At 73.8% G+C, this 24,302-nt stretch carries 19 protein-coding genes; 10 read left to right on the top strand and 9 right to left on the bottom strand.

What is annotated here, in order from left to right:
- Positions 1 to 77: 77 nt before the first annotated feature.
- Both VT52_RS39350 and VT52_RS02210 read left to right on the top strand, forming a co-directional pair.
- The gene (locus VT52_RS39350) at positions 78 to 206 is read left to right on the top strand and encodes a hypothetical protein (RefSeq protein WP_276207936.1); all 129 of its coding nucleotides are present in this window, start codon (positions 78 to 80) and stop codon (positions 204 to 206) included.
- Between the two features lie 32 nt (positions 207 to 238).
- Positions 239 to 1,003 carry a bestrophin-like domain gene (locus tag VT52_RS02210; RefSeq protein WP_079174790.1) on the top strand — a complete coding sequence of 255 codons (765 nt, stop codon included), beginning with the start codon at positions 239 to 241 and terminating at the stop codon, positions 1,001 to 1,003.
- A gap of 182 nt (positions 1,004 to 1,185) precedes the next feature.
- Here VT52_RS02210 and VT52_RS02205 read toward each other — a convergent pair whose 3' ends face one another.
- Positions 1,186 to 2,091, bottom strand: a complete 906-nt coding sequence (locus tag VT52_RS02205; protein ID WP_071387347.1) for a hypothetical protein — start codon at positions 2,089 to 2,091, stop codon at positions 1,186 to 1,188.
- A gap of 289 nt (positions 2,092 to 2,380) precedes the next feature.
- Here VT52_RS02205 and VT52_RS02200 point away from each other — a divergent pair, with 289 nt between their 5' ends.
- Positions 2,381 to 3,118 carry a class F sortase gene (locus VT52_RS02200; protein ID WP_079174789.1) on the top strand — a complete coding sequence of 246 codons (738 nt, stop codon included), beginning with the start codon at positions 2,381 to 2,383 and terminating at the stop codon, positions 3,116 to 3,118.
- Between the two features lie 33 nt (positions 3,119 to 3,151).
- On the opposite strand, the gene VT52_RS02195 is transcribed toward VT52_RS02200, so the two are convergent.
- Together VT52_RS02195 and lysX are read right to left on the bottom strand one after the other, a co-directional pair.
- Positions 3,152 to 3,994 (bottom strand): polysaccharide deacetylase family protein, encoded by an 843-nt coding sequence (locus VT52_RS02195; RefSeq protein ID WP_046427770.1) that lies wholly within the window; start codon positions 3,992 to 3,994, stop codon positions 3,152 to 3,154.
- Positions 3,995 to 4,445: 451 nt separating this feature from the next.
- Complete coding sequence (gene lysX, locus VT52_RS02190) at positions 4,446 to 7,715, bottom strand: bifunctional lysylphosphatidylglycerol synthetase/lysine--tRNA ligase LysX (RefSeq protein WP_046427767.1); 3,270 nt, start codon at positions 7,713 to 7,715, stop codon at positions 4,446 to 4,448.
- Positions 7,716 to 7,817: 102 nt separating this feature from the next.
- Between lysX and VT52_RS02185 the strand changes: the two genes are divergently transcribed.
- Positions 7,818 to 8,288, top strand: coding sequence for a universal stress protein (locus VT52_RS02185; protein ID WP_046427764.1), 471 nt, complete (start codon positions 7,818 to 7,820; stop codon positions 8,286 to 8,288).
- Here the strand turns inward: VT52_RS02185 and VT52_RS02180 are convergent.
- Positions 8,224 to 9,474, bottom strand: a complete 1,251-nt coding sequence (locus VT52_RS02180; RefSeq protein WP_079174788.1) for an MFS transporter — start codon at positions 9,472 to 9,474, stop codon at positions 8,224 to 8,226. The genes VT52_RS02185 and VT52_RS02180 overlap by 65 nt on opposite strands.
- A 121-nt stretch (positions 9,475 to 9,595) precedes the next feature.
- Here VT52_RS02180 and VT52_RS02175 point away from each other — a divergent pair, with 121 nt between their 5' ends.
- The gene (locus VT52_RS02175; protein WP_046427758.1) at positions 9,596 to 10,543 is read left to right on the top strand and encodes a LysR family transcriptional regulator; all 948 of its coding nucleotides are present in this window, start codon (positions 9,596 to 9,598) and stop codon (positions 10,541 to 10,543) included.
- Positions 10,544 to 10,594: 51 nt separating this feature from the next.
- The gene (locus tag VT52_RS02170) at positions 10,595 to 12,016 is read left to right on the top strand and encodes an amino acid permease (protein WP_046427755.1); all 1,422 of its coding nucleotides are present in this window, start codon (positions 10,595 to 10,597) and stop codon (positions 12,014 to 12,016) included.
- On the opposite strand, the gene VT52_RS02165 is transcribed toward VT52_RS02170, so the two are convergent.
- Entirely contained in the window at positions 12,017 to 13,144 is a 1,128-nt protein-coding gene (locus tag VT52_RS02165; RefSeq protein WP_046427752.1) for a CapA family protein, read from the bottom strand.
- A gap of 512 nt (positions 13,145 to 13,656) precedes the next feature.
- On the opposite strand from VT52_RS02165, the gene VT52_RS02160 reads away from it, so the two are divergent.
- Positions 13,657 to 14,190, top strand: a complete 534-nt coding sequence (locus tag VT52_RS02160) for a hypothetical protein (protein WP_046427747.1) — start codon at positions 13,657 to 13,659, stop codon at positions 14,188 to 14,190.
- A 56-nt stretch (positions 14,191 to 14,246) separates the two neighbouring features.
- On the opposite strand, the gene VT52_RS02155 is transcribed toward VT52_RS02160, so the two are convergent.
- The 3 genes from VT52_RS02155 to VT52_RS02145 form a co-directional block, all read right to left on the bottom strand.
- Entirely contained in the window at positions 14,247 to 15,110 is an 864-nt protein-coding gene (locus tag VT52_RS02155; protein ID WP_046427745.1) for an Fpg/Nei family DNA glycosylase, read from the bottom strand.
- Between the two features lie 137 nt (positions 15,111 to 15,247).
- A complete protein-coding gene (locus VT52_RS02150; RefSeq protein WP_046427744.1) occupies positions 15,248 to 17,317 on the bottom strand; it encodes a SpoIIE family protein phosphatase in 2,070 nt (689 codons plus the stop codon).
- Between the two features lie 65 nt (positions 17,318 to 17,382).
- Positions 17,383 to 19,317 (bottom strand): DUF6777 domain-containing protein, encoded by a 1,935-nt coding sequence (locus VT52_RS02145; protein ID WP_143070825.1) that lies wholly within the window; start codon positions 19,315 to 19,317, stop codon positions 17,383 to 17,385.
- Between the two features lie 100 nt (positions 19,318 to 19,417).
- Between VT52_RS02145 and VT52_RS02140 the strand changes: the two genes are divergently transcribed.
- Positions 19,418 to 20,839: a lipase maturation factor family protein gene (locus VT52_RS02140; protein WP_046416926.1), complete on the top strand. Its 1,422-nt coding sequence runs from the start codon at positions 19,418 to 19,420 to the stop codon at positions 20,837 to 20,839.
- A gap of 4 nt (positions 20,840 to 20,843) precedes the next feature.
- Here the strand turns inward: VT52_RS02140 and VT52_RS02135 are convergent, their stop codons facing one another.
- A complete protein-coding gene (locus VT52_RS02135) occupies positions 20,844 to 21,758 on the bottom strand; it encodes a DMT family transporter (RefSeq protein WP_046416924.1) in 915 nt (304 codons plus the stop codon).
- A gap of 63 nt (positions 21,759 to 21,821) precedes the next feature.
- On the opposite strand from VT52_RS02135, the gene VT52_RS02130 reads away from it, so the two are divergent.
- Positions 21,822 to 22,772: a LysR family transcriptional regulator gene (locus tag VT52_RS02130; RefSeq protein ID WP_240509625.1), complete on the top strand. Its 951-nt coding sequence runs from the start codon at positions 21,822 to 21,824 to the stop codon at positions 22,770 to 22,772.
- A 120-nt stretch (positions 22,773 to 22,892) separates the two neighbouring features.
- A complete protein-coding gene (locus tag VT52_RS02125; RefSeq protein WP_046416923.1) occupies positions 22,893 to 24,239 on the top strand; it encodes an amidase in 1,347 nt (448 codons plus the stop codon).
- Positions 24,240 to 24,302 lie beyond the last annotated feature (63 nt).

Genomic DNA, 24,302 nt, shown 5'->3' with positions numbered 1-24,302 from the left:
CCCCCCCGCCCGCGCCGAGGGCCGCACCGGCTCCGAAGCCGAGGCCGAGGCCCACACCGCGGCCTTCGGTGACGCCGGTGAGCTTCCCGGCCTACAAGCCGCATCCGGCCGGCCGGCCCGCACCGGGCCACACCGCGCCCGTCACCTACGTCCTGCTCATCGCCGTACCCGCGATCGTCGCCGTCGTGGCCCTGCGCCCGCGTTGACCCGTCGGGCAGCTCATTTCTGGAGGTATCCGTTGTCGGATTGGCTTGTTCTCGTCCTCGGGATGCTGGGGGCCTGTCTCGTGGTGGTCCTCGTGACCTTCGTACGGCACCGGCGGGCACCCGAGGACGAGGACCCCAGTGAGACCCCGGACGTCATCGAGTACATGACGATGTGGATCGGCGTCGTGTACGCGATCGTCCTGGGTCTGGCCATCGCGGGCGTGTGGGAGGCGCGCGACTCCGCCCAGAGCTATGTGCAGTCCGAGGCGCAGGCGCTGCACGAGATCTCGGAGCGGGTGCGGGTGTACCCGCCCGAGACCCGGGACCTCATCCGGGCCGATGTCAACTCGTATGTCAGCTATGTCGTGCGCTCCGAGTGGCCCACCATGGCCCACCAGGAGCGCATCACCGCACACGGGACCGCGCTGCTCCAGAAGGTCCGGCAGGACGTCACCGACTACCGGCCGAAGAACGACTTCGAGGCACAGGCGTACCAGCCGCTGCTGGATCAGATGGCCGCCGCCGACCAGGCCCGCAACGCGCGGGGCGACTCGACGGGCGCCACCATGCCCTCGGTGGTGTGGTGGGGGCTGCTCACCGGGGCGGTGGTCACGGTCGGCATGGTGTTCGCGCTCCAGATCCGGCGCACCAGAAGGGAGTTGGTCCTGGCCGGGCTGTTCTCCGCGACCATCGCCTTCATGCTGTTCCTGATCTGGGACCTGGACGCCCCCTACAGCCGGGGCATCGCCGTGTCCGCCGAACCGTTCCTCAATCTGTTCCCGGGCATCACGAGCTGAGCGGAGCGGACGGCCCGGTGTCCGCGGTCCCGGACCGGCGGCCCGCGCACAGTGGCCGCCGGTCCGGGCGTTCTCCGGGATCGCCCTGAGGGGACATCCCCTCAGGGGTCGCCCCTCGGGGATCGCCCTTCCGGGATCACCCCTCGGGGGTCGCCCGCGGGGGTCTTCCCCCACGGGTTGCCTCAGGCCCGCCGTTCGCCCCTGCGGCGCAGCCAGTAGGCCCCGGCGCCGACCAGGGCCACGCCGACCAGTCCGCCGCCGATGGCCATGTCGGTGGCCGTGGCGCCGCTGGTCCTGCTGCCGCCGAGCCCGCCGTTGACCCCGCCGATCACCGTGAAGGCCCTGCGCCGGGTGATGGTGCGGCCGTCGCAGCGCACGGAGATGTCGTACCGGCCCGCGCGGGCGTTGCGGTTGACGTAGACCACGCCGCGCGCGATGTCGTCCCGGAACGGGGTCAGCGGGGCGGTGCGGAACGCGCGGGAGGCCATCTCGCCGCCGCGCCGGCAGCCCTGCACGGTGACCCTCAGCCGGCCCCCGGCCGCGACCGCGCTCGGCGAGACGACGATGTTGCGCAGTCCCTCGCCGCCGTGCCCGTCGCCGCCGTGCCCGTCGCCGAAGTCACCGCCGAGGCCGTTGCCGCCGGGACCGAAGTCGTCGCCCCGGCCCGAGTTGTCGCCCCGGCCGAAGTCGTCGCCCCGGCCGTTGCTGCTGATGCGGCCGTTGCCGCTGATGGTGCCGTTGAAATGGCCCTCGAAGCGGCCGTTCCCGTTGAAGCCGCCGTTCCCGTTGAAATTCCCGTTGCCGTTGCCGAAGTTCCCGCCTCCGTTCCCGATCCCGTTGCCGTTCCCGGGATTCCCGCCTCCCCCACCCCCGCCACCGAGATTGCCGCCCCCACCACCGATCACGGCAGTGCCGTTCCCGAAGTTGCCGACACCGGTGCCGGGACCGACGATGGTCCCCGAGCCGGTGCCCGTGCCTCCCGTGGTGCCGGCCCCGTTGCCCATGCCGTCCGCGACGGCCACGGGGGCGGCGAGCCCGAGCACGGCCACCGCGGTGCACGCGGCCGCCAGGGCGCGTTGGTTTCGCATGTGATCCTCCGCGGAAGGCACCCCGGGGCCCGTCCCCGGTCGATCGGCGAGAAAGCACCTCCCAGCAAAGACCCTCGGGCGCGGGGAACACGCCCGCATGTCGAGAATGGTCCGTCCTGGTGATCCGACACACCGCACGACAACCCGACAATCGGATATAGCCGCAGGTCACGGACCGTCAGAAAATTCCTGGGAACGGCAACTCGGATGGCGCACCACGAGGGTGATGGGCCACCCGTTCGCCACTCGGCCTGTCGCCGGGCGTCCGTGCGGGACTTAGCTTTTCCCCATGCGCAACGCAGGGGACGAGCGACGGTTCGAGACGGGATGGCGCGTGTCCGCGCCCCGGCTGTACCAGCCGGCCCGGCCCGCCGAGGACGACGAGGACGACGCCGAACGGCGCCGGCGGCGCGCCCCGTGGGGTGTGATGGCACTGCTGCTGCTCTCCGGACTGGCACTCATCCGCAACGGCTCGGGCGAGTTCGACGTGGGCCCGCCGCAGCCCGCCTCGGCGGCGGCCCCGGACACCCGCGCCCCGCAAAGCCCACTGCCCACCGGCCCCGTACCGCTGGCGTTCTCCGCGGCGGACCGGGTGCGGATCCCGGCGATCCATGTGGACGCGCCGGTCACGCCCGTGAGCCTGGACCCGACCGGCGCGGTGAGCGCGCCGCCGCCCGAGGACCCGGATCTGGCGGGCTGGTTCACCGGCGCGGTCTCCCCCGGCGAGAAGGGCACCTCGGTCATCGTCGGCCATGTCGACAACCAGAAGGGTCCCGCCGTGTTCTACGGACTCGGGGCCCTGAAGAAGGGGAACCGCGTCGAGGTTTTGCGCAAGGACGGCAGGACGGCGGTGTTCGAGATCTACGGCGTCGAGGTCTTCTCCAAGGCCGGCTTCCCCGGCGACCGGGTGTACGGCTCGAAGGGCACCCCGGAGCTGCGCGTCATCACCTGCGGCGGTGGATTCTCCAAACAAAACGGCTACGACGGCAATGTCGTCGTCTTCGCCCGCCTGGTCGCGGTCACCTGAACCACCGCGGCCCGGCGGGCAGTCGGACGAAGGTCACAGGCGCCGGTTCGGCACCGTGAGGTGGTATCCGCTGTCGAGCAGATAGGGCAGCCACTCCTGGATGGCCTCCACGGTCTGCGAACGGTCGCCCCCGGCGTCGTGCGAGAGGATCACCACGCCCGGCGCGGCGCCGCTCTCCACCCGGTCGATGATGACGTCGGTGCCGGGCGTGTCCCAGTCGGTGGTGTCGATCGTCCAGGCCATCGGCTCCATCCCCATCTCGGCCCCGAGCTGGAAGGCGGCCCTGTTCCAGGCCCCGTAGGGGGCGCGGAACCACTGCGGGAGTTCGCCGTAGGTCTTCTCGATGATGTGGCTGGTGCGTTCCATCTCGGACTTGATCTCCGAGCGGTCCAGGGTGGTCAGCAGGGGGTGCGTCCAGGTGTGGTTGCCGACGACATGGCCCTCCTCGGCCATCCGGGCCACCAGGTGCTGGTTGACCTCGACGCACTCCCCGCACAGGAAGAACATCGCCCGTACGTCGTGCTTGGCGAGGGTGTCCAGGATGTGCGGCGTGTAATCGGGGTTGGGTCCGTCGTCGAAGGTCAGCATCATCTGCCGGCCGTGTTCGGGGATCCGGAAAATGGGCTCCGTGCGTACCTTCAGCCTGCGCGGCGCCGGGCGCGCCGGGGCGCCTCCGGTGAGCGGCCGGAGCCGGAACGCGGAGGACCTCAAGGGAGCCTGGCGGGCCTGGGGGCCGGGGACGGGCGCGGGGGCGGCGGTCCGTACGGCCTCCTCCTCGCCCCCCGCCACGACGAGTCCCGCGGTGCCCGCCGCGCCCAGGACGGCGGCACCGGCGAGGAGCATGCGACGACGTGTGAACAACTGATCCTTCTGCATGACTCATCAGTCGCCCCACAAGGGGTCGCCGCACCGCAACGGCGCGGCGTGCGGGCGGTATTCCACCCGGTCGGACCATTGGGACACCCCCGTGGAACCGTACCGGCGGCTCTCCCGGCCCTCGGACCGGACGGGCATTCACATGACAACGAACAGGGGGGCGAGCCGAGTTGGCGTCGTCGGGCGGAACGGGCCGGACGCGACGCGGCGGACCGGCGGTGGTACTGCCGGCCGTTGCCCAGGTTCTAATGACCTTCGACACATGTGGCGGCCGTGCGGCGGGAGGCGGCACCCGGGGTGACCGGCGTGCGGTCGTGCCGGTCGTTCGTGGCCCACGGCGCGCACGACCGCTTCCAGCTCCGTGCGGCGCTGGCGCCGGCCGCGCCGGTGGTCGCACCGCCGACCCCGGCCAGGATCGCCCGGACCCCCGGGCCGGAACCCGAGCCGGGGCTCAGCGACGGCGCACCAGCGGGAACGGCAGGGTCTCCCGGATCGTGAGGCCGGTGAGGAACATGACGAGCCGGTCGACGCCGAGACCGAGGCCGCCGGTCGGCGGCATCGCGTACTCCAGGGCCTGGAGGAAGTCCTCGTCCAGTTCCATGGCCTCCGGATCCCCGCCGGCCGCCCGCAGCGACTGCTCGGTGAGTCTGCGACGTTGCTCGACGGGGTCGGTCAGCTCGGAGTAGGCGGTGCCGAGTTCCATACCGAAGGCGACGAGGTCCCAGCGTTCGGCGAGCCGGGGGTCGGTGCGGTGCTGCCGGGTCAGCGGGGAGACTGCGGTCGGGAAGTCCTTGTAGAAGGTCGGCAGTTGGGTGCGCTCCTCCACCAGCCGCTCGTACATCTCCAGGACGACGTCGGCGGGTTGGTCGTCCGCCGTGTACGGGACCGATGCGCGGTCGCACAGCCGGTGCAGGCGCAGCAGTTCGGTGCCGGGGCCGATCTCCTCGCCCAGGGCCTCGGACAGGGCGCCGTACACCGTCTTCACCGGCCAGTGCCCGGAGATGTCGTACTCCTCGGTGCCCCTGCGGGCCACCGGGGCGCCGTGGGCGGCGGTGGCGGCGCCCTGGATCAGCTCGCGGGCGAGGTCGAGCATCACGTCGTAGTCGGCGTACGCCTGGTACGCCTCCAGCATGGTGAACTCGGGGTTGTGCTTGGGTGACACGCCCTCGTTGCGGAAGGTGCGGCCGAGTTCGAAGACCTTCTCCAGCCCGCCGACGCACAGGCGTTTGAGGTACAGCTCGGGGGCGATGCGCAGATACAGGTCGAGGTCGTAGGCGTTGCTGTGGGTGGTGAAGGGGCGGGCGTTGGCGCCGCCGTGGATCTGCTGGAGCACCGGGGTCTCGACCTCGACGTAGCCGCGGCCGAGGAGTCCTCGGCGCAGGGCTCCCACGGCGGCCGAGCGGGCCCGCAGCACGGTGCGGGCCGCGGGCCGGGTGACCAGGTCGAGGTGGCGCAGGCGGACCCTGGCCTCGGGGTCGGTCAGGCCCCGGCGCTTGTCGGGCAGCGGACGCAGGCACTTGCCGGTGAGCTGCCAGGCGGTGGCGAAGACGGTGGGCTCGCCGCGGTCGCTGAGGCCGCTCACGCCGTTGACGGTGATGTGGTCGCCGATGTCGGCGTCGGCGGTGAAGCGGCCGAGGGCGGGGCCGCAGCGGTCGCGGGTGAGGGCGATCTGGTGGTCGCCGGACCAGTCGCGCAGCACGGCGAAGACGATGCCGCCGAGGTCGCGGACCAGCATGATCCGCCCGGCGACGGTGACCTCCTCGCCGGGCGGGACGCCGGCGAGGGCGTGGGTCGGGGGGCGGACCCCGACGGGGTAGGGGTCCGTGCCGCCGGCGCGCAGCCGGTCGAGCTTGCGGTGGCGGACGCGGACCTGGTCGGGCAGTCCCGCGTCCGGGGCGGCGGGCGTGCCGCCCCGGTCGGGGGAGGGCGCGGTCGCGAGCGGTGTGGCCGGGGGCGCGGACCGCCGGACGGCCTCCCGGTGTCCCTTCCCCCACAGGGTGCGCAGGGAGGGTACGGGGACGAAGCCCTCGGCGATCCCCGAGGCCAGGCCGATGCGCGCGAGGGAGGCGGTCTCGCCGTAGCAGATGAAGCGCGGGTACCACTCGGGGTGGTACTTGGCGTTGGAGCGGTACAGGGCCTCCAGCTGCCACCAGCGGGAGAGGAACAGCAGCAGCCGGCGCCAGAGCCGCAGGACGGGCCCGGCGCCGATCCGGGCGCCCTCCTCGAAGACCGAGCGGAACACGGCGAAGTTCAGGGAGATCCTTCGGATGCCCAACTTCGGCGCGGCCGCGCACAGTTCGGTGACCATGAACTCCATCACGCCGTTGGGTGCGGCCCGGTCGCGGCGCATCAGGTCCAGGGACACGCCGTCGGTGCCCCAGGGCACGAAGGAGAGCAGCGCGAGCAGCCGGCGGTCCTCGGTACAGGCCTCCACGAGCAGGCACTCGCCGTCGGCGGGGTCGCCGAGCCGGTCCAGGGCCATGGAGAAGCCGCGCTCGGTCTCGGTGTCGCGCCAGGCGTCGGCCCTGTCGACGATCTCCTCCATCTCCTGTTCGCCGAGCGCGGCGTGGCGGCGGATGCGGCAGGTGGCGCCGGTGCGGCGGACGCGGTGCACGGCCTGCCGGGTGACCCGCATGTCCCGGCCCTCCAGATCGAACCCGGCGACGTGCAGGATCGCCTCGTCGCCGAGCTGCAGGGCGCCCAGTCCGGCGCGGGCGTAGGCGCGGGCGCCGTCCTCGGAGGCGCCCATCACGGCGGGCACCCAGGCGTAGCGGCGGGCCAGGTCGAGCCACGCGGCGATGGCGTGCGGCCAGGCTTCCGGGTCGCCGACGGGATCGCCGCTGGCCAGGCACACCCCGACCTCGACGCGGTAGGTGACGGCGGCCTTGCCGCTGGGCGAGAAGACGACCGCCTTGTCGCGGCGGGTGGCGAAGTAGCCGAGGGAGTCGCGGTCGCCGTACGCCTTGAGCAGGGCGCGGACGCGGGCCTCCTCGTCGCCGTGCAGGGCGGCCTCCAGGCGCTGTGAACGGAACAGCGTGGCGGCCGCGTTGAGCAGGGCCAGGGCGCCGAGCAGGCCGAGCACGAAGGTGACCTCGCGGGGCGAGAGGCCGGAGAAGGAGCTGCTGGAGACGAGGCCGCCGCAGACCCGGTCGGCGGCCCAGGCCAGGTGCTCGTCGGCCGGGAGGGTGCCCGGGAACAGCAGGACCAGGCCCCAGCCGAGCAGGATCGCCGCGGCGAGCCCGCCGAGCAGCACGGCGAGGGCGCGCCACACCGCGCCGCGGCGGGAGGCGGCGTAGAACTCGCCCCGGGCGACGAGCAGCAGGACCAGCAGCAGGCCGCACAGGATCAGGGAGGGCAGCGACTGTGCGTACAGGCCGAGGGCGAGGCCGAGCGCGTCGGAGAGGACGAGCAGGCCCAGGTAGACGACGACCAGCCACCAGGCGACCTTCTTGCGGGCGGCGGTGGCCCCGGCCAGCAGGAACAGGAACACCGCGTAGGCGAGATTGGCGCTGATGGGGACCAGCAGCAGATCGATGCCCCGGGCGAGCGGACGCAGCACCCGGCGCAGGGGCTCCACCAGCGCGATCGCCGCGCACAGCAGCCCCAGCCCGGCGAACAGGCCCCCGAACGCCTCGGGCACCCAACCGAGCAGCCCGCCACCGGCCGGGGGATCCTCCCCCGTACCGTCCCTGCGAGCGGCGGGCTCCGCGGTGGCGGTCATGGTTCCGACTCTAGGTAGGGGGGCGGGGGACGCGCGCGTCGAGACATGGTCTCCGCGCACCTGGCGGTCCACGGGAAGCAGCGGTTCCGATAGCCTCGGAGCGTGACGGAGCAGCACGAAGAGCATGCGCAGCGGTTCGAGCGGGGCACGGACGGGCCGAAGGTGATCCTCGTCGGGGTGGACGGCTCCGAGTCCTCGATGCGCGCCGCGGCGTACGCGAGCGGTCTGGCCCGGCGACAGCACGCGCTGCTCGCGGTGGTGTACGTGCAGCCGGTGCTGGCGGCCGGGGCGGCGCTCGGGGCGCCGGTGCTGGAGACGACCGACGAGATCGCCGAGGATCTGGTGACGCAGATCCGCCAGGCGGCCGAGCGGGTCCGCGGGATATTCGAGGTGCGCTGGCAGTTCCACACCTTCCGCGGCGACCCCTACGCCGGACTGGTGACGGCCGCCGAGGACCTGAAGGCGGACGCGGTGGTGGTGGGCGCCTCGGAGCAGGCCGGGCACCGGATCATCGGGTCGGTGGCGGTGCGGCTGGTGAAGGCGGGACGGTGGCCGGTGACGGTCGTTCCGTAGTGGCGGGGCGCGGCCACAGCAGCAGCGGCGTGCCGAGCATCAGCACCCCGGCGAGGCCGAGCGCGGTGCGCGCGCCGGCCAGGGCGGCGATCAGCCCCCACAGCGCGGTGAGGGCGGCGGTGGCCGCCTTGCCGGTGACCGACCAGGCGGCCAGGACACGGGCCACCCGGTCGTTCGGGGTCAGCTCCAGGCGCTCGGTGACGACGAGCGGGTTGAAGACGCCGCAGCAGGTGATCAGTCCGGCTTCCACGACCATCACCACCAGCAGTCCGCTCGGGCCGGGCCCGACGAAGGCGAGGCCGACCGGCCAGCAGGCGCGCAGGACGCCCGAGACGCGCAGCACCCGGCGCCTGCCGTACCGGGTGGCCAGCGGGCGGGCCAGCCGGGAGCCGAGCAGTCCGCCGAGGCAGGGCACGGCGAAGGCGAGGCCGTACTGCCAGGGGGTGAAGCCCAGGTGGCCGAGCATGAGGACCGCGAGGACCGGGGAGCCGGCCATGATCAGCGCGTTGTTCAGCAGCACGTTGAGGAACAGCGGGCGCAGGGCACGGCTGGTGAGCAGGTGCCGCCAGCCGTCGAGCAGTTCTCCTGCGCGGGGCGCGGTGGTGCGCTCGGGGACGGTCTCCTCGCGGCCGATGGCGCGGATGCCGAGCGCGGAGAGCAGATAGCTGACGGCGTCCGCGGCCACCGTGGTCACCGGCCCGAGCAGGCCGACGAGGGCGCCGCCGAGCGGGGGTCCGAGCACGCTCGCGGTCCAGGTCGTGGACTCGAACCTGCCGGCGGCCGTCAGCAGTCCGGCGGGCGGCACGAGTGCCTTGAGGTGGGCGCCGGAGGCGGCGGTGAAGGTGATGTCGGCGGCCGCGACGACGACGGAGACCACGAGGAGCTGACCGAAGCCGAGCGCACCGAACGCGTAGGCGGCGGGCAGGGTGAGCAGCGCGGCCCCGCGCACGAGGTCCGCGGTGATCATCACCGGTCGCTTGCGGCGGAACTCGATCCAGGGCCCGAGCGGTACGGCGGCCACCGCGCCGACGGCCACCCCGACCGAGGCGAGCAGCGAGACCTGGGCGGCGCCCGCGTGCAGCACCAGCACCGCGATCAGCGCCAGCGCGTCGAAGGCGAGCCAGGTACCGAGGGTACTGACCGTGTACGCGGCCCACAGCCACCCGAACCGCCGACCCAGCTTCATCCACAACCTCCCGTTGACCCGGGACATGAAAACCACCAGGTGGGGTGCGTATCAAACAACCGGGGCGACGCCGGCCACAACCGATGGTTGTACAGCGAGGGGCGGTGGCTACGATGACGGCGTGGATCTCAGGGCCGTACGCACCTTCGTCGCCGTGGCGGACACCGGTCAGTTCCAGGAGGCTTCGGCCGTCCTCGGCATCACCCAGCAGGCCGTCTCCAAGCGGATCGCGGCGCTGGAGAAGGAGCTGGGGGTACGGCTGTTCACACGGACCGCGCGCGGGGCGCGGCCGACCATCGACGGTCAGGCGTTCCTGCCGCACGCCCGCGAACTGCTGCTGGCCGAGGAGCGCGCCGCGGCCTCGGTGCGGCCGGGGCGGCGGGCGCTGCGCGTCGACGTGGTCGGGGCCCGGCTCGGTCCGGCGGGGCTGCTGCGCGACTTCCACCGGGCGCACCCGGAGACCGCCCTGGACGTGGTGACCCTGTTCGACGCGGACACGGCCGTCGCCGCCGTGCGCGCGGGCACCATCGACGCGACCTTCCGCGCGGTCGGCACCCGGCTGCCGGAGGGGCTGCGGGCGGCCCGGGTGTTCGACGAGCCGGTACAGCTGCTGACCGGCCCGCGGCACCCGCTCGCCGGGGCCCGCTCGGTGACCCCGGCGCGGCTGGTCGGGCACCGGATCTGGATGCCGGGCCTGGTGCCCGGCACCGAGTGGGCCGCCTACTACGCGGCGCTGGCGGCAGAGTTCGGGCTGACCATCGACTCGGTGGGCCCCGACTTCGGTTCGGAGGCGCTGCTCGACACCGTCGCGGACTCCGCCTCGCTGGCCACCCTGGTCGCCGAGGGCATCCGGCTGGTCTGGCCCCAGGGGCACGATCTGCGGCGGATCCCGCTCGTCGACCCGACGCCGGTCTATCCGCACTCCCTGGTGTGGGACGCGGCGAACTCGCATCCGGGGCTCGCCGCGCTGCGCGCCCATCTCGCCGAGCGGCCCCTCGCCCGCCCGTCCTCGCGTGCGTGGACCCCCGCCTGGGCCGTGCGTGGCGCCTTCCCTGCGCGGCGCCCCTGAGCCATCATGATCCGCCGTCAGCCGTTTGCCGTCGGCGAAGAGGTGAGGCGTATGGCAAGACTCCGCGCGGGTGAGGGCATTCTCCGCCGCAAACCGATCGAACACATCGAGGACACGGAGGTCGGCCAGGGGCCCAGCCTGGAGCGGTCGCTCGGACTGTGGCAGCTCACCGCGATCGGCGTCGGCGGCATCATCGGCGCGGGCATCTTCACCCTCGCCGGTACGGTCGCGAACGGCACGGCCGGGCCCGCGGTGCTGGTGTCCTTCCTGATCGCCGGCGCGGCGAGCGCGTGCGCGGCGCTGTCGTACGCCGAGTTCGCGGGGCTCATCCCGAAGGCCGGGTCGGCGTACACCTACGGCTACGCGGTGCTCGGCGAGTTCGCGGGCTGGTTCATCGGCTGGGACCTGCTCCTGGAGTACACGGCGATCGTGGCGGTGGTCGCGATCGGCATCTCCGGGTACTTCGGCTTCCTGGTCGAGCAGATGGGCGCGAAGCTGCCGCCCTGGATGCTGGGCGCGCCCGGCACCGGTGCCGGGCACCGGGTGGACCTGTTCGCGGTGCTGCTCTGCCTGCTGATCGCCTGGCTGCTCACCCTCGGCATCCGCAGCGCGGCCCGCTTCGAGACGATCGTGGTCACGGTGAAGGTGCTGGTGGTGCTGCTGGTCATCGGGGTGGGCATGTTCCACATCGACAGCGCGAACTACCACCCGTTCTTCCCCTACGGGATCAGCGGCGCCTTCACGGGTGCGGCGACGGTGTTCTTCGCGGTGTTCGGCTACGACGCGATGTCGACCGCCGCCGAGGAGTCCAAGGACGCGCAGCGGCACATGCCGAGGGCGATCATCTATTCGCTGGCGATCGCCATGGTGCTGTACGTGGCGGCCTGTCTGGTGCTGACCGGCATGCAGAACTACCGGTACATCGACAAGGAGAGCGGATTCAGCACGGCGTTCAAGTCGGTGGGGCTCAACGCCCTCGCGGACGTGATCGCGGTGGGCGCCATCATCGGAATCCTCACGGTCATGTTCACGTTCATGCTGGGCGTGACGCGGGTCTGGTTCTCGATGTCCCGGGACGGTCTGCTGCCCCGCTGGTTCGCCAGGACGCACCCGACGCGGCACGTGCCGACCCGGGTGACCTGGATCGTCGGGGGAGCCTCCGCGCTGATCGCCGGGTTCCTGCCGATCGGGGAGGCGGCCGAGCTGACCAACATCGGCATCCTGCTGGCGTTCGTGGTGGTCTGCGTGGCGGTGATCGTGCTGCGCCGGCGGCGCCCGGACCTGCCGCGCGCCTTCCGTACGCCGTGGGTGCCGTTCGTGCCCGCGCTGGGTGTCGTCTTCTCGATCTGGCTGATCACGTTCCTCCAGTGGCAGACCTGGGTGCGGTTCGCGGTCTGGTTCGCGATCGGCTGTCTGGTCTACTTCGCCTACTCCTACCGGCGTTCGGCGCTGGCCGGGCGGTCCGCCGACTGATCACTCCCCCATGACCAGGCCGTCCTTGGCGGCGCCCCGGCTGAGCACCACGTCCCGGATCCGGTCGCGGACCCCGGCGAGGTCGGCCCCGCCGGCGACGGCCCGGCCCACGTCGACCACGCGCCCGGCGTCGAGGTCGTACATCTGCGGCACGAACTCGGCCCGCGTCACCTGCCAGCGTTCACCGGCCCGCGCGGGCGGGGCGAAGGTGAAGCGGGCGAGGGTGGACTCGTTGCCGCGCGGGTCCCGGGAGCCGTTGCCGTCGTCCAGCTCGTCGGAGATCTGGTCGCCGAGACCGTAGACCACCCAGGTGCCGTTGACCTTCTCGTACGGCTGCGGGACATGGGTGTGACTGCCGAGGACCAGGTCGATGTCCGGGCGCCGGCCGTCGGCGGCGGCGGTCAGTGCGCGGGCGAGGGCGATCTGGTCCTCGGTGGGGGCGTCGTCGTCGCCGGTGCCCCAGTGCAGGGAGAGGACGACCACGTCGGCACCGGCCTTGCGGGCGGCGCGGGCGTCGGCGACGATCCGGTCGGCGACGATCGGGGCGAGTGCCCAGGGCTGCCCGTCCGGCAGCGGCTGCGCGGTGTCGAAGGTGTACGACAACTGCGCGACCCGCGCGGAGCCGGCCCGGTAGCGGGCCGGACGCCGGGACTCGTCCTCGCTGCGGGCGGTGCCGACGTGCGCCAGGCCCGCCGCGTCCAGCGTGTCGAGGGTCCCCCGGATGCCGTCCACGCCATGGTCCAGGGCGTGTTCGGAGGCGGTGGCGCAGCCGTCGTAACCGGTCATGGCGAGGTCCTGGGCGAGCTGCGGCGGGGACAGCGGGGCCGTGCCGCCCGCGCCGTCCTCCAGGTGGCACAGCGCCAGATCGGCACCGTGGACGAGGGGTTCGACGCCGAAGAGCATGGGCCGGAAGTCGTAGCCGCCGTCCGAGGCGTCGGAGGAGGCGCGTTCGAGGACGGCGGGGTGGGTGAGGATGTCGCCGGTGGCGACGAGGGTGAAGCCGCGGCCCGCGGGCGGCCCGGCGGCGCCGCCCCGGCCGGGGTCCTGGCGGACCTGCTGGGAGCAGGCGGCCGCCGCCGTGAGGACGGCGGTCAGGGCCAGGGCCACCTGGTGTCTGCGTCCGATCATCGGCTCACCCCTCGGGATCTGCGTCAGTGCGTCAGTACGGCTGTCGTATTTACCGACCTTGCCGTGACGGGCATATGGGTATGAAGCCGACTCTCCGTCCAAACGGTCCGGGTCCTCTCATTGACCCATCCGGTGCCCTCCGCACGGGCCCGTCGGGCGGCCCGCGGCGGTACCGGACGCACGGACGGCTGTGAACACTCTCACGCCGCGGCGCCGTGACGCCCTTGCCCTCGTGCGCTTCCGCGGGACGGATGTGGCGCGAGCGGCGCGCACTCCCGGCCGCGCGCCCGGTACCGTGAGGTGCCGGGCGTTCTCCGCGCTCCACGCCCCGCGCCGGGAACTTCCGGGTCGCGGCCGACCTGCGCCGAAACCGGGGGTCGGGTCAAACCTCGGCAAAGCGCCTTGCTGCGGGCCCCTTCGGGGCAATGGGCTGTCCTCATCCGCGTTCCGGGCGAGGGCGGGTCCCCGGGGATCGGGCGACCCTTACGCACCGGAGGAAGGGCAGGACGGAAATGCCGCACAAAGGTCACGAGGGCACCGACGGCACCGACGGCGCGGACGGCGTCGGCGGTGGTGGTGGTGAACTGGTCGTACCCATGGCGTGGTTGTACGCCGAGTACATCGCCGACGAGCTGCTGCGCACCGGCGATCTGATGCCGCCGACGTCATTCGAGTTCCGGGCGGGCCGGGACGCGCTGGCGCTTACCGTCTTCCTGTCCGACACCGACGGGGAGCTGTCCGGCATCCGGGTCGTCTCCCAGCTGGAGAACTGGCTGTCGCTGACCGCCTGCGACCATCCGTGGCAGGACTGGGTCCGCACCCGCATGGCGGACCTGACCGCCCGCGCCGGCGGCACCCCCTCCCCCGACCTGGCCCTCGCCCAGGACGCCTGGCGCTGGCTGGAGGAAACCGAACTCCTGGCCACCGACCTGGACGCGGTCCCGGGCGGCAGCACTCCGGCCGACGAGGACGACGGCCCGAAGGTGTGGACTCCGGCATGGCAACTGGGTCTGCCACTGGGCCACTTGGCGATCCACCTGTTCTGAGGCGGGACGCGCTCGGCCGCTGCGGGGACCGCGCGGGACGGCGGCTCCCCGGCCCCTCACTTCAGCAGGCGGGACAGTCTTCGGTCCGCGAAGGGTCTGCCGCCCGTCTGGCAGGTGGGGCAGTACTGGAGGGAGGAGTCGCTGAAGGAGACCTCGCGGATGGTGTCGCCGCAGACCGGGCAGGGTTCGCCGGTGCGGCCGTGGACGCGCAGACCGCTCTTCTTCTCGGACTTCAGGCGTCCCGCGGCCACGCCCCGGGAGCGCTCGACCGCCTCGGTCAGCGTGGTGCGCAGCGCCTCGTAGAGGTGGTGGGCCTCCTCCGCGGTGAGGGAGCCCGCAGGCTTGAAGGGGGACATCCTCGCCGCGTGCAGGATCTCGTCGCTGTACGCGTTGCCGACGCCCGCGATCAGGGACTGGTCCCGCAGGGCGCCCTTGAGCTGACGCCTCTCGCCCCTGAGGAGGGCCGCGAAGCGGGCCTCGTCGAAGTCGGCGGAGAGCGGGTCGGGGCCGAGGCGGGCGATGCCCGGTACCTGCGCCGGATCGCGGACCACGTACACCGCGAGGCGTTTCTGCGTGCCGGCCTCGGTGAGGTCGAAGCCCGCGCCGGTCTCCAGTGCCACCCGCAGCGCCAGCGGGCCCTTGCCCGGCCTGGGCGGTCCGTCCGGCAGCCGGTCCTGCCAGCGCAGCCACCCGGCGCGCGCCAGATGCGTCACCAGATGCAGCCCGTTGTCCGCCGCGAGGTCCAGGAACTTGCCGTGCCGGCGCACCTCGGCCACCCGGGTGCCCTCGAGGGCGGTGACAGGAGGGTCGTACGTCTTCAGCACGCTGACGGCGACCGGCAGCACCCGCGCCACCCGCAGGCCCACCAGGTGCTCGGTGAGGAAATCCGTCAGCGCTTCCACCTCGGGCAGTTCCGGCATACGTCCAGAGTGCCACCCGTCACCGACGACGCCCCCGGCTCACCCGCCCGGCCCGCACCCCGTCGGCCCTCGCACGCCGGGTTCTCGCCCCGTCGGCCCCCACCCGCTCGGCCCTCGTCTCTCAGCCCCCTCGTCTCTCAGCCCTCGTCCAGCCGGAACTCGCACCACACCACCTTGCCGCCGCCCCGCGCCTCCACGCCCCAGTCGTCGGCCAGCATGTCCACCAGCAGCAGCCCCCGCCCGGACACGCCCTCCTCCCCCGCGTCCCGGCGCCGCGGCAGGGCGCTGGAGGAGTCCTCCACCTCGATCCGCAGCCGGTGCCCGGCGCCGACGAGGGACCGCAGGGTGACGATCGCCGCGCCCTCGGTGTGCACCAGGACATTGGTCATCAGCTCGTCGGCGGCCAGCTCGATCTCGTCCCCGCGTTCACCCGCGCCCCACGACCGCACCGCCGATCTGATCATGTGCCGGGCCTGGGTGAGTGCCTCCGGGTCGCCGGGCGCCACATGCTGCCGGAGCCTGCCGCGGGCCCGCGCGGTCTCCGGCTCCCGGCGGCGCAGCACGAGCAGGGCCACGTCGTCCTCACCGCCGCGCTCCTCGGCCATCCGGATCAGCCGGTCGGCGAGATCGTCCACGTCCTCGGGCCCGTCGCAGACCTGCTCCGCCAGCCGCCGCATGCCGTCGTCCAGGTCCGCGCCCGGCTGTTCGACCAGCCCGTCGGTGCACAGCAACAGGGTCTCGCCCGGGTCGAGTTCGAGGGTGGAGACGGGATAGTCGAGCCCTCCGAACTCCGCCGAGAGCCCGAGCGGCAGTCCGCCCTCCACCTGGACCCGCCGGCACCCGCCGGGCCCGCGCGTCAGCGGGTCGATGTGCCCGGCGCGCACCATCTGCACCACCCCCGTGGACAGGTCGGCCTCGGCATACAGGCAGGTGGCGAAGCGGTCGGTGTCGAGTTCGTGCAGGAAGACCGAGGCGCGGGCCATCACGGCGGCCGGGGTGTGCCCCTCGGCGGCGTAGGCGCGCAGCACGATCCGCAGCTGTCCCATCACGGCCGCCGCGTGGGTGTCATGGCCCTGGACGTCACCGATGACCGCGCCGACCCGGCCGCCGGGCAGCGGGATCACGTCGTACCAGTCACCGCCGATGTCCCGGCCGAGCGCGGCCGAACGGTAGCGCACGGCGATGTCGGCGCCCGGCACGCTCGGGATGGTGCGCGGCAGCATGGCCTGCTGGAGGCCCTGGGCCAGGTCCTTCTGCTGCTCGTAGAACATGGCCCGCTGAAGGCTCTGCGCGATGCTGCCGCCGAGCGCGACGAGGACGCCGCGCTCCTCGTCGGAGAAGCCGCGCCGGTCGCTGTAGAGCAGGCCCATCGCGCCGATCGGTCGGCCCTGGGCGATCAGCGGCAGATAGGCGGCGGAGGCGATGCGCAGATGGGTGATCTGGGGCCACAGGAGCGGATACTCCTCGGCGAACTCCTCCGGTGTCTCGACGAACCGGGGACTCAGCGTGCGCACGACCTCGCTCATGGGGTAGGGCTCGTCGATCCGGTTCACCTGGGTGGCGGGCACGAAGCTGCCGGCCGGAGCCTCCGCGACGAGCCGGATCCGCCCGGCCTCCACCAGGGCCATCACGAAGCTCGCCGCGCCCAGGCGGCGGATGCCGTGGGTGTCCTTGAGCACGTCGATGACGTCCTGCACGGTACGGGCGTGGGCGAGGGCCGCGGAGACGACCTGGACGATGTTGGTCTGCTGGCGGAAGGCCAGTTCCTGAGCCGCGCGCATGCCGCGGGACGTGCTGTCGGCCAGTTCCTCGGTGGCGTCCCGCACGATGCCGACGACCCGGCGGGGCCGCCCGGTGGCGTCGCGGCGGATGTAGCCCTGGGTGTGGGTCCAGCGCGGCGTTCCGTCGCGGCAGCGGATGCGGAAGTAGGCGCCGTAGTTGTCGCCGCCCTCCTTGATGACCTGGGCCACCAGGGCGTCGAGCCGGGCCGCCTCGTTCCGCGGCACGCGCGGGACCAGGGATTCGGGGCGTCCGTCGAACTCCTCGGGCAGCAGGTCGAAGACCGCGTGCGCCTCGGCGTCCATGTGGAACAGGCCCTTGTCCAGGTCCCAGTCGAAGGTGCCCATGTGGTTGAGCGCCAGGATCGGGTCCGGATGGGCGGGCCAGTCCTCCGGGAGTGACAGGGCACTCGCTCCCCGATCAGCCATGGGCCCACCTTGCCAGGATTCGCCGGATTCTTCGACCGGTCCCGGGGCCACGACCCGGCCCGCGGTCAGCCGCCGAGCAGGCCGGCGGGGGTGGGGGCGGCTCCCCCGGTACCGCCGCCGGGTTCGGGCATACCACCGGGAGCCGCCGACGTGTCGGTGCCGCTGGGCGGGGGCATGGCGGGTGTCCCCGTGACGTTGGCCGGACCGATCTCGTCGGAGTCCTTGGGCGTGAGGGCATCACCGAAGGAGGGCGGGTCGTAGAGGGAGGTGTCGGGGGGATAGGCGAGGGGGTCGCGGAGGGTGGGGGCGGCGGAGGACACGCTGGGGGTGGGTTCCGGGGCGGCCGGCGGGTCCGAGGGGCCTGAGGAGGCCGGCGGGACCGAGGGAAGTACGGCGCGTGCCTCGGGGGAGGCGGTGGAGGCCGGCGTGCTCCGTTCGGGGGCGGCGGAAGCGCCGCGGGCGTCGGCGGCCGGGGTGGCGCGGCCGGCGTCGGCGGCCGGGTCGCCGGACGCCTCGGCTGTCCGGGGGCCCCGGTCAGGGGCGGCCGGCGTGGCGGACGTGTCGACGGCCCGGGGCGAGTCGCCGGTCGCGACCGGGGGGCTGGGCACGTCGGAGGTCTGTGTGCCGTGGCCGGACACGACCGGAGCGCCGGACGCATCGGAAGTCCGGGCACCACGGCCGGACACGACCGGAGCGCCGGACGCATCGGAGGTCCGTGTGCCGTGGCCGGGCGCGGCCGGGGCGCCGGACGCGTCACCCGCGCCCGTCCCGTGCCCGGTCCTGCCCGCGGTCCCGTGCGCGTCGGGCGCCGGGGACACCCGCGCGTCCGCCGCGTGCGTGCCCTGTCCGCCGGCGGAGTCGGCGCCGTGCGTCCCGGCGTCCGGTCTCGCCTCCGCGCTGTGCGACCCGGTCGGCGGCCTGCTCTCCCCCCGACCGGTCACCCCCTGCCGCACGGCCCGCGCACCCCGCTCCCGCGTCCCCGTGCCGATCCCGTCCGCGCGGGTACGACGATCGTCCGCACGCTCACCACGGCCCGCACCGCGCCCCGCCGTCACCCGCCCGGTGGCTGCCACCGCTCCCCCGATCTCGCCCGCCGCCGTGTCCGGCCCGCTCTCCCGGGGGCTGGGCGAGCCGGTGTCCGGCCGGGACGGGTGCGGGAAGCCGGTGAGCCCCGGATCCGGGGGCGCGGTCTCGGAGACGGCCGGCGGGGCCACGAGGTGGTCGTTGCTGACGTCGGGGCCGACGCGGCGTTCGATCCAGGTGTTCGTTCCGGCGTCCAGCAGCGTGAGGCTGTCCACGGCCTGGGTCGCCGGGGTCACCACGATGACCTGGTTCGGCCGGTAGCCCGGCCAGGCGGTGCCGCGCGCGCCGACGCCGCCGCGGGCCTCCTCGGGCGGCCGCAGCGGGTTCCCGCAGGCGCACCGCACCCGGGGCACGCCCCGGTTGTCGACCAGCACGGCGGTGCCCGCCTGGAGCACGGCCTGGTAACCGGCATTCTGCCCGTCCCGGTAGCCGTGGTTGGTGACGCGGGTGTCGGCGCGCAGCAGGACCGGGGTCAGGGCGCGCAGGTATCCGGGCAGATCCGTCCTGGAGACACCGGCCACATGGGCGAACGCGTCCTCCCGGGCGGGGTCCGCCGTCAGTCCGTCGATCTGCCGCTCGACATCGCAGCCGGCGACGCGGACGCTGCCGCTGTAGAGGCCGGGGGTGCCGCCGGACAGGGCGCGGGCCGCCGCCAGGGGGGCGACGGCGAGACCGGCGGGCGGCGCGCTGACGTCCGCGGTGCCACCGGTGCCGGCCGACCGGGGCGTGCCGGTGCGGGCGGAGCCGTTCGCCGTGGAGGCGGTGAAGGGGTTCGGCCCCTGCTCGGCGGCGGGCTGCAGGAACACCTCCTCGCCCAGTTGGGCCTCTTTGACGGCGGCGCCCGCACACCCGGTGAGGAGCAGCGCCACCGACAGCAGCACGCAGGCCATGACCATGGATCCGGTGGGTATGCGCACCGTGCACTCCGCATCACTGTGGGTGAATTATCACTATTATTTGCTTTGCCCCCGTTTCGCTGGCAACTCGGGGGGACCGGCGCGAGAGGGCGAGGCGGTCGTGGACTGGTTCACCGCACCCGACTACTGGCTGAGCCGGCTGGTCCTCCAGCGGGCCCTGGCCGCCGTGTACCTCGTCGCGTTCCTCTCGGCCGCCCTCCAGTTCCGGGCACTGCTGGGCGAACGCGGCATGCTGCCGATCCCGCAGTACGTGGCACGGATCAGCTTCCGGCGGGCACCGAGCCTGTTCCAGCTGCGTTACTCCGACCGGTTCTTCGCGGGCACGGCGTGGGCGGGGTGCGCGGTGTCGGCGGCGCTGCTCGCCGGGGTGGACGCGCTGCTGCCGCTGTGGGCGGCGATCGCGCTGTGGCTGGTGCCGTGGGCGCTGTACCTGTCGATCGTGAACGTGGGCCAGACCTGGTACGCGTTCGGCTGGGAGTCGCTGCTGCTGGAGACCGGCTTCCTGGCCGCGTTCCTCGGCAACGACGAGGTGGCGCCCCCGGTGCCGGTGCTGTTCCTGCTGCGCTGGATCCTGTTCCGGGTGGAGTTCGGCGCCGGACTGATCAAGCTGCGCGGCGACGCCTGCTGGCGCAAGCTGACCTGCCTCTACTTCCACCACGAGACCCAGCCGATGCCGGGCCCGCTGAGCTGGTTCTTCCACCATCTGCCGAAGCCGCTGCACCGGGTGGAGGTCGCCGCCAACCACTTCACCCAACTCGTGGTGCCGTTCCTGCTGTTCACTCCCCAGCCGATCGCCTCGGCAGCCGCCGCGCTGATGATCGTGACCCAGCTGTGGCTGGTGCTCTCCGGCAACTTCTCCTGGCTGAACTGGATCACGATCGTGCTGGCGGTCTCCGCGCTGCGGCTCCCGGCCACGCCGCCCTCCGCGCCCTCCACCCCCCTGTGGTACGAGATCGTGGTCCTCGCGACGGCCGCGCTGCTGCTGTTCCTCAGCTATCACCCGGTGGTGAACATGGTCTCCCGGCGCCAGGTGATGAACCGCTCCTTCGATCCGCTCCACCTGGTCAACACCTACGGCGCCTTCGGCAGCGTCAGCCGGGTGCGCTACGAGGTGGTCGTGGAGGGCACCTCGGACGAGGTGGCGCGGGAGGACTCGGACTGGCGGGAGTACGAGTTCAAGGGCAAGCCGGGCCGACTTCGCCACTGGCCCCGGCAGTTCGCGCCGTACCATCTGCGCCTGGACTGGCTGATGTGGTTCGCCGCGCTGTCCCCCGCCTACGCCGGGGAGTGGTTCGGCGGCCTGGTGGAACGCCTCCTGGAGAACGACCGCGCCACGCTGCGGCTGCTGCGCCGCTCCCCCTTCCCGCCGGACACCCCGCCCCGCTACGTCCGCGCCCGCCTCTTCCGCTACCGCTACACCTCCTGGCGGGAGCTGCGGGAGACGGGGGCGTGCTGGGACCGGACGTACGTGCGCGAGTACCTGCCACCGACCCGGCTGGCCCGAGCGACCGAGCGCCCGTAGCCGCTCACGCGCGCACGCGGGGCGCGGCCGCCCGCCGGGCCGGGGACGCCGCCGTACGACCGCGCCCCCGGCCGCGTCCGGCCGGCGCCACCCCGGCGACGGTCAGCAGTCCGCCCAGCAGTTCGACGGGCCGCGGGCATTCACCCAGCCACATATAGGAGACGGCGAGGGTCGCGGCCGGCACCAGGTACAGGGCGGCGGTCGCGGCGGTGACCGTGAGACGGGCGACGGCGTGGCCCCAGACGACGAATCCGGCGGCCGACGGCAGTGCGCCGAGGTAGGCCGCGGCGAGCAGCGACCCGGCGGGGGCGCGCAGGGCGGCGCCGATCGCGCCCGGGGCGAGCGGCAGCAGCAGGGCGGTGCCCGCCCACATCGCGTAGGCGGCGACCTCCAGGCCGGTGCAGCCGCGCAGCAGGGGCTTGACGCCGAGGTGGTAGGCGGCCTGGACCGCGGCGGCGGCCACGACCGCCCAGGCGGCGGCGGTGTATCCGGTGTCGCCGCCGGCTGCCGCGATCACGGCCGCCCCGGCGAGTGCCACGGCGGACCCGGCGACCCCGGCCGGACTGAGCCGCTCGCGGAAGAGGACGGCCGCGAACAGGGCGCTGAGCGCCGGGGCGACGGCCACGATCATGCTCGCGGTGCCGGCCGGTACCCGCGACTCACCCCAGTTGAGCAGGAGTTGGTAGGCACTCATGCCGAGGGCACCGACGAGGACGATGCGAGGCAGATCTCGGCGGGCGGGCCTGCGTACCCCCGTCAGGAGTGCCGCGGCGGCCAGGACGAGCGAGGCGGCCGCCAGGCGCAGGAAGGACAGGTCGGCAAAGCCGTAGCCGCGCAGGGCGACCCGGATCGCGGGGAAGGCGGAGGCCCACAGCAGCACCGTGGCGGCCAGGGCGAGGAAGATCTTGTCGGGCTTCACGACTTCGACTGTGCGCCGTAGAATCGAAAAGATCTATTTACTCTTTCTTCGTCGATCCGATAGGTGGGCTTCTTGCTGGAGGTGCGCAGACTCCGGGTGCTCGCCGAGTTCGCGGCGCGCGGGACCGTGACGGCGACCGCCGAGGCGCTGCACCTCACCGGTCCCGCGGTGTCCCAGCAGCTCGCGGCGCTCGAACGGGAGGCCGGGCTGCCGCTGCTGGAGAAGCGGGGCCGTACGCTGCGGCTGACCGAGGCGGGCCGGCGGCTGGTGGAGCATGCCGCGGTGGTGCTGGGCACGCTCGCGGCCGCCGAGTCGGACATCGCGGCGCTGCGCCGGGGCGAGCGCGCCCTGGTGCGGATCGCCGCGTTCCCCTCGGTGGCGCGGGCGCTGCTGCCGGGGCTGTGGCCCGACCCGGACGGCCCCGCCGGTTCGGACGGCCCGGACGATCCCGGGGCGCCGCTCATCGAGCTGGTCGAGCACGAGCCCGACCCGGCCGAGGCGGCGCTGGCCCGCCGTGAGGTCGATCTCGCGATCACCCACTCCTACAGCCTGCTGCCCAGGCCGCTGCCGGCCGGCTGTGAGCGCCGGGACCTGTTCCGGGAGCCGGTGTTCCTGGTGCTGCACCGGGCCGAGGCCGAGGAGCGCGCACTGGCCGCCGGGACCCCGGCCGACCTGACCGCGTTCGCGGACGCCCCCTGGCTGCTGCCGGGGCCGGACACCGCCTGCCACGAGATGGCCGGGCGGGCCTGCGGGGCGGCCGGGTTCGTGCCCAGGGCGGTCGCCGTGGCCAGCGACTTCGCGGTGCTGTGCGCACTGGCCGCCCGGCGCGCCGGGGTCGCCCTGGTGCCCCGCCTCGCGCTGCCGGCGCCCGTCCCGCCCGGCCTGAGCGTGCATCCGTTGCGGGAGCCCGTGCACCGCGGCGTGCACGCGGTGTACCGGGCGGGGACGGGCGGGCATCCCGGCACCCGCCGCGTCCTGGACCGGCTGGCGGAACCGGCGCCGCCGCAAGGGTGATTCAGGGCCCGCGCGGGGGCGGCGCCGGCGGACCCTCGACGTACCGCGCCCGACGGGGCACAGTTCTCCGTGCGCACCTGTGCGTACTGGCGAGTAGGCGACGAGTGACCGAGGAGTGCCGTGGGGAACCGGGCCGGGCGGAGTGCCGCCGAGACAGCCGCCGCCGTGCGGGAGAAGCGGGTGACGCCACGGGAGGTGGTGGCGGAGCACCTGGCACGGATCGAACGCTACGACGGGCGGATCGAGGCGTTCCGCACCGTACGGACGCGGGCTGCGCTCGCCGAGGCGGACGAGGTGGCCTCGCGCGCCGATCTCGCCGAACTGCCGCTCGCGGGCGTGCCGGTGGCGGTGAAGGACAATCTGGCGGTGCGCGGCGAGGCCCACCGCGACGGCTCCGCCGCGACCCCGGACACCCCGGCGGCCGAGGACCATGTCACGGTGGCGCGGCTGCGGGCGGCGGGCGCGGTGGTCGTGGGCCTGACGAACGTGCCCGAGCTGTGCGTCTTCGGCACGACCGAGGGCCCGTACGGCACCTCGCGCAACCCCTGGGACACCACGCGCACGGCGGGTGGCTCCTCCGGGGGCAGCGCCGCCGCCGTGGCCGCGGGGTTCGTGCCGGTGGCGCTCGGCAACGACGGCATGGGCTCCCTGCGCATCCCGGCGGCGAACTGCGGTCTCGTCACCTTGAAGCCGGGTTTCGGGGTGGTGCCGGCGGGGATCGGCAAGGGCGACTGGTTCGGCATGTCGGAGAACGGCCCGCTGGCGACCACGGTCGAGGACCTGCGGCTGGTGCTGGGCGTCCTGGCCGGCCGGGACTTCCCCGCCACCGCGGAGCCCGCGCGGCGCACGATCGCCGTGGCCCTGCGCAATCCGCTCCCCCTGGCCGGCGTCGGCCGCCCGTACACGAGCGCGGTCCGGCAGGCGGCGGGAGCGCTGGCGCGGGCGGGTCACCGGGTGCGCCGGGCGGAACCGCCGTACCCCCTGACGATGGGTGTGAGCGCGCTCAAGCACTGGACGGCGGGTACGGCGGTGGACGCCGAGGGTCTGGACGCGTCGCGGCTGGCCCGGCGCACCCGGGTGCACGCGGCGATCGGCCGGCGCTTCGTCGGCTCGGTGCGCACCGGCACCGAACGCGAACGCCTGCGCGCCCGGCTGACCCCGTTCCTCACCGAGCACGACGTCCTGCTCACCCCGGCGCTGGCCCGCCGCGCCCCCGCCGCCGGGCCCTGGCACGAACGCGGCTGGCTGCGGAACGTGCTCGCCGACTCGGCCTACTCGCCCTTCACCCCGCCCTGGAACCTGACCGGCTGGCCGGCGATGTCCGTCCCCGTCGGCGCCCTCCCCTCGGGCGCCCCCGCCGCCGTCCAACTGGTCGGCCGCCCCGGCACGGAGGCCGTCCTGCTGGACCTGGCCGAGGAACTGGAGCGCTCGCTCCCGTGGCGTCGTACGGCACCGCTGGGCGACTGAGGCATCACGGCGGCGCAAGGCACCGGGCACCGGCGTATGACGCGTGCCCCGGCCTTGCGCGGC

Source organism: Streptomyces malaysiense (assembly GCF_000980885.2).
GTDB classification, from domain to species: domain Bacteria; phylum Actinomycetota; class Actinomycetes; order Streptomycetales; family Streptomycetaceae; genus Streptomyces; species Streptomyces malaysiense.
The sequence above is the reverse complement of the archived record's forward strand: the minus strand, read 5'-3'. Positions and strand labels throughout refer to the sequence as shown.

What these genes read in the sequence shown, in the direction of transcription:
- VT52_RS02205 (WP_071387347.1), bottom strand. Translation starts at nt 2,091, where the DNA reads ATGCGAAACCAACGCGCCCTGGCGGCCGCGTGCACCGCGGTGGCCGTG.
- VT52_RS02200 (WP_079174789.1), top strand. Translation starts at nt 2,381, where the DNA reads ATGCGCAACGCAGGGGACGAGCGACGGTTCGAGACGGGATGGCGCGTG.
- VT52_RS02195 (WP_046427770.1), bottom strand. Translation starts at nt 3,994, where the DNA reads ATGCAGAAGGATCAGTTGTTCACACGTCGTCGCATGCTCCTCGCCGGT.
- lysX (WP_046427767.1), bottom strand. Translation starts at nt 7,715, where the DNA reads ATGACCGCCACCGCGGAGCCCGCCGCTCGCAGGGACGGTACGGGGGAG.
- VT52_RS02180 (WP_079174788.1), bottom strand. Translation starts at nt 9,474, where the DNA reads ATGAAGCTGGGTCGGCGGTTCGGGTGGCTGTGGGCCGCGTACACGGTC.
- VT52_RS02170 (WP_046427755.1), top strand. Translation starts at nt 10,595, where the DNA reads ATGGCAAGACTCCGCGCGGGTGAGGGCATTCTCCGCCGCAAACCGATC.
- VT52_RS02165 (WP_046427752.1), bottom strand. Translation starts at nt 13,144, where the DNA reads ATGATCGGACGCAGACACCAGGTGGCCCTGGCCCTGACCGCCGTCCTC.
- VT52_RS02160 (WP_046427747.1), top strand. Translation starts at nt 13,657, where the DNA reads ATGCCGCACAAAGGTCACGAGGGCACCGACGGCACCGACGGCGCGGAC.
- VT52_RS02155 (WP_046427745.1), bottom strand. Translation starts at nt 15,110, where the DNA reads ATGCCGGAACTGCCCGAGGTGGAAGCGCTGACGGATTTCCTCACCGAG.
- VT52_RS02150 (WP_046427744.1), bottom strand. Translation starts at nt 17,317, where the DNA reads ATGGCTGATCGGGGAGCGAGTGCCCTGTCACTCCCGGAGGACTGGCCC.